We start from the raw sequence: 8,512 nt of genomic DNA, 5'->3' as shown, positions 1-8,512 counted from the left end.
CGAGCCCGCGGCGCCTCCCGCGTCGGGCGCGCCGCCCGGCCACGCCCCCGACGGCGAGGCCTCGCCGGTCGCCCCCGGCGGGCCGCTCGCGCGGTTGCGGCGGGCGCCGAAACTCGTCCTTTCCGGCGGCGCCGTCGCGCTCGTCGCCGTCGTCGTCCTCGTGGTCGCGCTGGTGTCGGGCGGCGCCGGGCCGTTGCCGGACGTCACCGCGCCCAAGGCCGCTTCTCTCGCCGATCCCGTGCCCTACGACGGGCGGTCGCCGCTGCAGGCGCGCGGGTCCGAGCAGCGGGTGCTCGTGCAGCTGAACCGGGACGCGCTCGGGGAGCTGGAGAACGCGCGCACGATGGGCTCCGACGAGCAGCGCAAGTACGTCGACGGGCTCAAGCGCGAGGCGATCTCCACGCGGTCGGCGCTGGAGGCCAACGGGGTCGTGCTGCGCGACGTCGTCGCCTTCTACCGGGTGTGGAACGGGTTCGCGGCGACCGTCCGCACGCGCGATCTGCCCAAGCTCAACGCGCGCCGACTGAACGTGCGGACGGTCCGGCGCGCGTATCCGGCGTCGGGCGAGCCGGTCCCGGTGCCCGACAAGCCGTCGCTCGCGCGGGCCGGGGTCAGCGGGCAGGCGCCGATCGCGGTGCTCGACACCGGCGTCGACGCCAACGCGCTCGCGGGCCACGCCGACCCCGGCTACGACGCGATCGACCGCGACCGCGATCCCGCGCCCGGCACCGATCCCAGCGGCAAGAAGCGCCGGGAGACGAGCGGGACCGCGCTGGCGAGCATCCTCGCGCAGGCGGGGGAGCGCGTGATGCCGATCCGCGTCGCGAGCCTGCGCGCGGCGGGCGGCACCGTGAGCGCCGAGACCACGACCGACCAGCTCGTCGCCGGCCTCGAGCACGCCGTGGACCCGAACGGCGACCAGGACACCTCCGACCACGTGCCGGTCGCCCTGATCGGCGTCAACGCGCCGTACGCGGGCTTCAGCAACACGCCCGAGGCCCAGGCCATCAAGGGCGCCGCCGGGCTGGGGACGCTGACGATCGCGCCCGCCGGGAACGAGGGCGCGGCCAAGCCCGGCAGCGGTACCGTCGGGTCGCCGGCCAGCGCCCCCGACGCGCTGGCGGTCGGCGCCCTCGCCGGCCCCGAGCCCGCCGCGCGCACGGAGCTGAACGCCGACGGCACCAAGCTCGACGCCGCCGTCCTCTCCGGCACACCGCCGCGCGACGGCACGACCGCCGGTCCGATCGAGGACACGAGCCCGGAGGCGCTGACCGCCGTCGCCACGCGCCTGCGCGGGAAAGTCGTGATCGTCAAGGCGGGAGCGAACCCCGCGGCGCAGGCGTCCGCCGTCGCCGCGGCAGGCGCGCGCGCCGTCGTCCTCGCCGGCGAGAGCGACGAGCAGGCGCTGCCCGCGATCTCCGCCGGGCGCGCCGCCGCGCCCGTGATCGGCGTCACGGGGGAGGCCGCGGAGAGCCTGCTCGAGCTCGAACCCGGCTCCACCGTCACCTTCGGCACCCCCAAGCGCGGCCCGCGCGGCGAGACCGAAACCACCCGCGCGTCCAGCTTCACCGCGCAGGGCCCGTCGGCGGGCGGCCTGCCCAAGCCCGACCTCGCCGCTCCCGGCAGCGCGCTCACCGTCGCCGGCGTGACGGGGGGAACCGCGGTCGCCGCCGCGAACGTCGCGGTCGCGGCCGCGCAGCTCAGCCGCACCCGCACCGAGCTCACCCCGCAGCAGCTGCGCGCGACCCTGATCGCCGCCGGCCAGCCCAACGACCTGCCGGCCGACCGCGCCGGCGCCGGCGTCGTCTCCGAGCCCAGCTCCGGCATCACCGCCGATCCGCCGACGGCCCGCTCCGGCGCGCTGGACCCGGTGACGATGGAGCTGAACGCGACCAACACCACGCAGGTCGACCTCAGGGCCACGGGCGGCGCCACGGCGACCCCGAACGCGCTCACGCTGACGCCCGGCGCGCCCACCGAGGTCAGCATCCGCCTGCCCAAGCCCGGCACCACCACCGGCCGGCTGGAGGCGATCGCAAACAACAAGGTCGTGGCGAGCGTCCCGTGGCTGATCCACCCCGACGCCGTCGAGCCGATCGAAGTGGGGGACCCGCGGATCGACCGCGACGGCCGCCGCGTGCGCTTCACGCTCGGCCGCTTCCAGCGTGGCGCGCAGACCGAGGTCCAGGTCGCCGAGAAGCTCATCCTCGACCTCGTGGACGCCGGCGGCAAGGTCCGCCGGACGCTGACCGTGGCCGGCGGTGCCCGCGAGCTGATGCCCGCCGAGTACGCCTACACGCTCCCCGCCGGCACCCGCGACGGCCTCACCTTCCGCGTCCGCGCCTGGGCGCCGAACCAGGACGAGCCGACCACCAAGACCGCCAAGTGAGGGTCACGCTCTACGGCCGTCCCGGCTGCCACCTGTGCGACGAGGCCCGCGAAGCGCTTCAGCGCGTCCAAAGGCATACGCCGTTCGAGCTGCACGAGATCGACATCGAGACCGACGACGAGCTGCACAAGCGCTACCTGGAGCGCATTCCCGTGATCACGCTCGACGACGAGCATCTGTTCGACTACGAGGTGGACGAGCAGGCCCTGGCGCAACGCATTGTCTATCGTGAGGGCAGATGAGTTTCGGCGACGTCGCCACGAAGGCCGACGGCGGCGGCTTACCTCCGAACGACGGCGGGCTCGGACCTTTGTCCGACCGCCTCTCGCTCGGCGTGGCCGCCCGCCTCTCCCGCTATCTCCAAGTCCTTACCCAAGCCCGGAAGATGGGTAAGGAGACGATTTCCTCTCAGGAGCTCTCGGAGTACACGCACGTCAACTCGACGCAGATCAGGCGTGACCTCTCCGGGTTCGGCAAGTTCGGCAAGCGGGGGGTCGGCTACAACGTCGACAGCCTCGTCAGCCAGATCCGCAAGATCCTGCGGACGAGCGGCCAGCACAACATCGCGCTGTTCGGCGCGGGGCATCTGGGCCGCGCGATCGCCGGTTCGGACATCTTCGCCGACCACGGCTTCCGCGTCGTGGCCGTGTTCGACCAGGACCCGGCCAAGATCGGTGACCAGGTCGGGCCCGCGAAGGTCCTGCACGTCGACGATCTGAAGCTGGTCGTCGACGAGGAGGACATCGTCGTCGGCGTCCTCGCGGTGCCCACCGCGGCCGCGCAGGAGCTGGCGGACAAGCTCGTCGACGCGGGCGTGAAGATCATCTTCAACTACTCCGAGGCCCTGCTGCAGGTGCCGCCGGAGGTGACGGTCCATACTTCGAGCCCGGCCGTCGATCTTCTGTACGCGCTGTACTTCTACCTGACCTGAGCCCTGATGGATCTGAATGCGGCACGCGAGATCTTCGAGACCTCGCAGGATTTGACGGTGGGCATCGAGGAGGAGTGGGCGATCATCGACCCGCAGACCCTCGAGCTCGTCCCCAAGTACGAGGCGCTCCGCGCCGACGGTGACCTCGACGACGTCCTGAAGGTCGCGATCTCCGGCGAGCTCATCTCGTCCGAGATCGAGATCAGAAGCGGTCGCGGCGAGGACGTCCAGCACGCGCTGCAGTTGCAACGCGAGGCGCGCCGGCGGCTGTTCGCGCTCGCCGACAAGCACGGCGTCGGCCTGGCCAGCACGGGCACGCACCCGCTGAGCGACTACCGCGACCAGCACATCATCGACACCGAGCACTACCGGCGCGTGCAGGACGGGCTCCAGTACGTCGCGCGGCGCAACAACACGTTCGCGCTGCAGGTGCACGTCGGCGTCAACGGCCCCGATCGCGCGATCCAGGTCTGCGATCGCCTCCGCCCGGTGCTCCCGCTGCTGCTCGCGATCAGCGCGAACTCGCCGTACGTGGACGGCCAGGACTCCGGCCTGCACACGGCGCGCACGCAGACGTTCACCAAGTCGTTCCCGCGCTGCGGCGTCCCGGACCCGTTCGGGACCTGGCAGAGCTGGGAGGACTACGTCCAGCTGCTGCTGCGCACGAACTCGATCGTCGAGTACACCCAGCTGTGGTGGTCCGTGCGCGCGCACCACGCCTACGGCACGATCGAGGTCCGGATCTGCGACGCGCAGACCACCGGCCCCGAAGCCGACGGGCTCATCCAGCTCATCGTCGCCTGCGTCGCCCAGGCCCTGCGCGAGATCGACGCGGGCGAGGTTCCGCCGGCGGTCCCCGGTCGCCTGATCGAGGAGAACATGTGGCGGGCGATCCGCTACGGGCAGGACGGCAAGCTGCTCGATCTCGAGGCGCCGACGATCACCGAGTTCCCCGCTTCCGAGGCCGTCGACCGGCTGAAGGCGTGGACCGGCGTGGACGTCGCGCTGCCCGAGCTCAACGGCGCCCAGCGCCAGCGCCGGCTGATCGACGGCGGCGCCTCGCCGTACGAAGTGTTCAAGGTGTGCGTGGACGAGACGCGCGCGACGTACCCCTCCGAGGAGAAGATCGCATGACTCAGCCGCCCCCTCGCGAGTTCAGCGACGAGGAGATCCGCCAGATCGAGGCGGAGATGGACAAGCTGCAGGTCGAGGATGTCCTCCTGCAGACGCTGGTGACCCTGATCAACCTGGGCGCCCGCAAGGCCGGCCTCGCGGCGCCTCCCGGTGAAGAGCCGGCCGGGCGTGACCTCGCGCAGACCAAGCAGGCGATCGACGGCGCCCGCGCGCTGTTCGGCCTGTTGGAGGCCGAGCACGGCGAGCAGCTCGCGCCGATCAAGGACGCGCTCTCGCGCCTGCAGATGGCCTACGTGCAGCTCTCGGGCGAGTCGCCCGCCCCCGAGGTCACCAAGCCGGCCGCCGAGCCGCAGAAGCCGGAAGGTCCGGGCGCGGGCCAGAGCTCCGGCCGCCTCTGGGTTCCCGGTCAGTAACCCCCGGTGTAGACTCCCGCCTCGCTGATACGGCGGCCCTTACAGGCCGTCGTTTCGCGTTCCTGAGGAGAGAGAAGGAGAGGGGTTAGGTTGTCTGACTTTCTGTCTGACCACGGCGTACTCGTCGCGGTGGTGTGCGCGTTGCTCGCCGTCGTGTACGGCGTGGTGACGACGAGACAGTTGCTCGCGTTGTCACCCGGCAACGAGGTGATGCAGCGGCTCTCGGCCGCCATCCAGGAGGGCGCGCAGGCCTACCTCCGCCGCCAGTACACGACGATCGGCATCGTCGGCGTCGTCCTCTTCGTCGCGCTCATCCCGCTGCAGGACATCTACGTCGCGGTCGGCTTCGCGATCGGCGGTCTGGCCTCCGCGGCCGCGGGCTTCATCGGCATGAACGTGTCCGTGCGCTCGAACGCGCGCGTCGCCGAGGCCGCGCGCGGCGGCATCAGCCCGGCGCTGGCCGTCGCCTTCCGGGGCGGCGCCGTGACCGGCATGCTCGTCGTCGGCCTGGCGCTGCTGGGCGTCGCCGGCTACTACGGGATTCTCGTGAACCTCTTCGACCGGACCTCGCAGGAGGCCGTGTACGCGCTCGTCGGCCTCGGCTTCGGCGGTTCGTTGATCTCCGTCTTCGCCCGTCTGGGCGGCGGCATCTTCACCAAGGGTGCTGACGTCGGCGCCGACATCGTCGGCAAGATCGAGGCCGGCATCCCCGAGGATGACCCGCGCAACCCGGCCGTGATCGCCGACAACGTGGGCGACAACGTCGGCGACTGCGCCGGCATGGCCGCCGACCTGTTCGAGACCTACGCGGTCACCGCGGTGGCCGTGATGCTGCTCGGCGTCCTCACCTTCCAGGACGAGGCCGTCGTGCTGTTCCCGCTCGTCATGGGCGCCGTCTCGATCGTCGCGTCGATCATCGGCGCGTTCTTCGTGCGGACCTCGAGCGGCAACGTCGAGCGTGCGCTCTACCAGGGCACGCTCGTCGCGGGTGTCATCTCCGCGCTGCTGTTCATCCCGATCACGAACTGGATGATGAGCGACCTGGGCGGCGACGCCCCGTCGTGGACCGACATCTACTTCTGCTCGCTGATCGGCCTCGGCGTCACCGGCGCGCTGTTCGTGATCACGGACTACTACACGTCGACGCGCTTCGCTCCGGTGAAGTCCACGGCGAAGGCGTCGGAGACCGGCCACGCGACCAACATCATCCAGGGGTTGGCGCAGGGCCTGCAGGCGACCGCCGCCCCGGCGATCGTCATCGTGCTCGCGATCTGGGGCGCGTCCGAGCTGGCGGGCATCTACGGCATCGCCGTGGCCGTCATGGCGCAGCTGTCGCTGTGCGGCTTGATCGTCGCGCTGGACGCGTTCGGCCCGATCACCGACAACGCGGGCGGCATCGCCGAGATGGCGAACATGCCCGAGGACGTCCGCAACGTCACCGACCCGCTCGACGCGGTCGGCAACACGACCAAGGCCGTCACCAAGGGCTACGCGATCGGCTCGGCCGCGCTGGCCGCGCTGGTGCTGTTCGCGGCGTTCAAGATCGAGCTCGAGGAGAAGGGCGATCTCGTCGTCCAGTTCGTGCTCGACGATCCGCACGTCCTCATGGGCCTGCTGATCGGCGGCATGATGGTCTGCCTCTTCGCCGCTCTGTCGATGGAGGCCGTCGGCCGCGCCGGCGCCGCCGTCGTGGAGGAGGTCCGCCGCCAGTTCCGCGAGAAGCCGGGCATCATGGACGGCACCGAGGAGCCCGAGTACGGCCAGTGCGTGGACATCGTCACCAAGGCCGCGCAGCGCGAGATGATCATCCCGTCGCTGATCCCGATCGTCGTCACCGTGATCGTCGGCGTGCTGTCGGTGACCATGCTCGGCGGCATGCTGATCGGCGTCATCGTCGTCGGCCTGTTCTTCGCCGTGATGATGACCTCGGGCGGCGGCGCCTGGGACAACGCCAAGAAGCTCATCGAGGACGGCGCGCACGGCGGCAAGGGCTCTGACGCGCACGCCGCGTCGGTGACCGGCGACACCGTGGGCGACCCGTTCAAGGACACCGCCGGTCCGGCGATCAACCCGATGATCAAGGTGGCGAACATCGTCGCGCTGCTGATCATCCCGCTGATCACCTGAGTTCGCGGATGGCCCCGCCGAGACGCGGCGGGGCCGTCGCCTCCTACGTGAAGAACTGCGCCTCGCCGGAGATCACCTCGTCGGTGGTGACGATCGTCGCGAACTCGCCATTGAGGTTCGTGGCGGTCGCGTGGACCAGCTGGTCGGCGTCCAGGTCGCCGCGGTTGAACGTGTGCGTGGCGTCCAGGACGAACTGCACGTCGTAGCCGAGGTTGCCGCCCATCCGGGCCGTGGTCTCGCAGCAGTGGTTGGTCGTGATGCCGCAGATGACGAGGTTCTGGACGGCGCGCTCCTGCAACCAGGCATGCAGGTCGGGCTCCCCGTAGAAGCACGAGTTCGTGTGCTTGGTGATGAGCACGTCCGGTTCGCCGGTGATCACGTCCTTGAACGCGTTGCCCGGCTGGCCGGGCCGCAGCGGCGACTGCTCCTCGGTCGAGTCGTGACGGATGAACACGACGGTCCCGCCGGCGTCGCGCCAGGCCTCGAGCAGGCGCCCGATGTTCTCCTCGCACTCAGGGTTGTTGCGCGGACCCCAGTAGTCCGCGTCGTCGAACCCCTTCTGCACGTCCACGACCAGCAGAGCAGCGTCAGCAACGTTCATACGAGACATGTTGCCCGCCTCGCTGCCCTTCCTGCCCTTTCGGTTGACGTGATCGACATGTAGGTTCGCGCCGACGTGGCGGAGGCAGCCGAGCGCGAACCCCAAGTCGAACCTGCCGTCCCGACCGCCGCGGGGCCGGCGCCTGCCATCTCCGGCGGCACCTCCGACCTCGCCGGAGCGGGCCAATCCCGCCCTCCACTGTCCCGCGGCACGGTCATGCGCCTCCAGGGCAGCGCCGGCAACGCCGCCGTCAACGGCCTGATCGAAGGCCGCCGCGGCGACTCCGCGGTTCGCACGATGACCCGCCCGGCGCCCGGCGACGCCGACCTGATGCGCGCGATCGTCGCCCGCGCCCCGGCCGTCCTGAACGAGGACCGCCCGGTCGTCGCGCCCGAGAAGGACAAGGAAGACGCGACGCCACCCCCGGCGACGGCGGACGTGGACGCGGCCGGCGCGGCGACGCCAGGTGGAGCCACCGCCTCACCGGGCCCGGCCGGCACGACGCAAGACGCGGGACGGCGGCCGTCCGTCGCGGCCGGCGAGGCGGCGCCCGAGGTCGCGGGATCCGCGCCGGGCGTTGCCGGGTCCGCTCCGGCGGCGGCCGGGATCGCGGGGGCCGTTCCGGGTGTTGCTGGGTCCGCTCCGGCGGCGGCCGGGATCGCAGGGGCCATGTCGGGTGTTACCGGGAGCGCTCCGGCGGCGGCCGGGATCGCAGGGTCCGCGCCGGACGTTGCCGGGGTCGTGCGGGCCGCGGCCGGGATCGCGGGGTCCGCGCCGGGTGTTGTTGCCGGGGCCGCTGCGGCGGCGGCTGGGGTCGCGGGGTCCGTGCCGGGCGTTGCCGGGTCCGCTCCGGCGGCGGCTGGGGTCGCGGGGGCCGTGCCGGACGTCGCCGTGGCCGCGCAGGCCGAAGTCGGAGG

7 protein-coding genes and 1 pseudogene are annotated in these 8,512 nt (G+C 71.8%); 7 read left to right on the top strand and 1 reads right to left on the bottom strand.

Translation table 11 applies throughout. The features are described 5' to 3' along the window. The 6 genes from OJ997_RS35740 to OJ997_RS35715 all read left to right on the top strand — a co-directional run. The coding region (locus tag OJ997_RS35740) for a S8 family serine peptidase (protein ID WP_270030243.1) at positions 1-2,389 on the top strand (2,389 nt) is incomplete at its 5' end. Next, entirely contained in the window at positions 2,386-2,631 is a 246-nt protein-coding gene (locus OJ997_RS35735; RefSeq protein ID WP_270030242.1) for a glutaredoxin family protein, read from the top strand. The genes OJ997_RS35740 and OJ997_RS35735, both read left to right, overlap by 4 nt. Further along, a complete protein-coding gene (locus OJ997_RS35730; protein WP_270030241.1) occupies positions 2,628-3,320 on the top strand; it encodes a redox-sensing transcriptional repressor Rex in 693 nt (230 codons plus the stop codon). The genes OJ997_RS35735 and OJ997_RS35730 overlap by 4 nt, the downstream gene beginning before the upstream one ends. Before the next feature lie 6 nt (positions 3,321-3,326). Further along, positions 3,327-4,454 (top strand): carboxylate-amine ligase, encoded by a 1,128-nt coding sequence (locus tag OJ997_RS35725; RefSeq protein ID WP_270030240.1) that lies wholly within the window; start codon positions 3,327-3,329, stop codon positions 4,452-4,454. Continuing rightward, positions 4,451-4,867 (top strand): hypothetical protein, encoded by a 417-nt coding sequence (locus OJ997_RS35720; protein WP_270030239.1) that lies wholly within the window; start codon positions 4,451-4,453, stop codon positions 4,865-4,867. The genes OJ997_RS35725 and OJ997_RS35720 overlap by 4 nt, the downstream gene beginning before the upstream one ends. A 102-nt stretch (positions 4,868-4,969) precedes the next feature. Next, a complete protein-coding gene (locus OJ997_RS35715; protein WP_372517977.1) occupies positions 4,970-6,994 on the top strand; it encodes a sodium-translocating pyrophosphatase in 2,025 nt (674 codons plus the stop codon). A gap of 43 nt (positions 6,995-7,037) precedes the next feature. Here the strand turns inward: OJ997_RS35715 and OJ997_RS35710 are convergent, their stop codons facing one another. Further along, positions 7,038-7,604 carry a cysteine hydrolase family protein gene (locus OJ997_RS35710; RefSeq protein ID WP_372517976.1) on the bottom strand — a complete coding sequence of 189 codons (567 nt, stop codon included), beginning with the start codon at positions 7,602-7,604 and terminating at the stop codon, positions 7,038-7,040. Positions 7,605-7,670: 66 nt separating this feature from the next. On the opposite strand from OJ997_RS35710, the pseudogene OJ997_RS35705 reads away from it, so the two are divergent. After that, positions 7,671-8,512, top strand: a pseudogene (locus OJ997_RS35705) (hypothetical protein); the annotation flags it as partial.

The organism is Solirubrobacter phytolaccae (assembly GCF_027587195.1).
Lineage (GTDB): Bacteria > Actinomycetota > Thermoleophilia > Solirubrobacterales > Solirubrobacteraceae > Solirubrobacter > Solirubrobacter phytolaccae.
The sequence above is the reverse complement of the archived record's forward strand: the minus strand, read 5'-3'. Positions and strand labels throughout refer to the sequence as shown.

Excerpts from the sequence above, each read along its gene's own strand:
- OJ997_RS35730 (WP_270030241.1), top strand. The coding sequence starts at position 2,628 with ATGAGTTTCGGCGACGTCGCCACGAAGGCCGACGGCGGCGGCTTACCT.
- OJ997_RS35725 (WP_270030240.1), top strand. The coding sequence starts at position 3,327 with ATGGATCTGAATGCGGCACGCGAGATCTTCGAGACCTCGCAGGATTTG.
- OJ997_RS35720 (WP_270030239.1), top strand. The coding sequence starts at position 4,451 with ATGACTCAGCCGCCCCCTCGCGAGTTCAGCGACGAGGAGATCCGCCAG.
- OJ997_RS35710 (WP_372517976.1), bottom strand. The coding sequence starts at position 7,604 with ATGTCTCGTATGAACGTTGCTGACGCTGCTCTGCTGGTCGTGGACGTG.